The sequence below is a fragment of the Rhodococcus sp. C3V genome, assembly GCF_029269915.1.
Lineage (GTDB): Bacteria > Actinomycetota > Actinomycetes > Mycobacteriales > Mycobacteriaceae > Rhodococcus_F > Rhodococcus_F qingshengii.
On record NZ_JARJBE010000071.1, the window covers coordinates 1 to 620 of the forward strand.

Genomic DNA, 620 nt, shown 5'->3' on the forward strand with positions numbered 1-620 from the left:
GCGCGACCCGAAATACCGTGCTCACGAAGCGTCTTCACAAACGGCAACGCCTCCGCCGGATCAGCCAACTGCACCGCAGCAACCGCACCGAGCCCACTACGAACCTCCGCCACCCGCGGATGCTCCGCCAACGGCTGCAGATGCGTATGCAACGACGCCTCCAAACGCTTCGACTCCGCGAGCAGATTCTCACGCTCGAGAATGTCGAGGTTCGCCATCGCCGCCGCAGCAGCACCGGCATGCCCGCCGTACGTGTACCCATGGCGCCACCACGAACCCGCATAGAACGGCTCCGCCACCCGCGGCGCGATGAACACCGCACCCATCGGAACATAACCCGACGTCAAACCCTTTGCCGTGGTCATCATGTCGGGCTGCAAATCGAAACGGGTGGACGCGAACCACTCACCACCGATCCGGCCGAAACCGGTCACCACCTCGTCGACGACAAACAGAATGTCGTGCTCACGGCAGATGTCACGCACCTCCGCCAGATACCCCTCCGGCGGCAGATACACCCCACCCGCACCGATGATCGGCTCCGCGAAGAACGCCGCGATCTTGTTCGCACCGATCTTCTCGATCAACTCGAGCAGGCTCTTCGCATCGTCCCAGCCGAC

General features: G+C 63.4%; 1 protein-coding gene. It reads right to left on the reverse strand.

All coding sequences use genetic code 11. The features are described from left to right. Positions 1-620: aminotransferase class III-fold pyridoxal phosphate-dependent enzyme (locus P3G66_RS31840; protein WP_276117888.1), on the reverse strand; the 620-nt coding region annotated here is incomplete at both ends.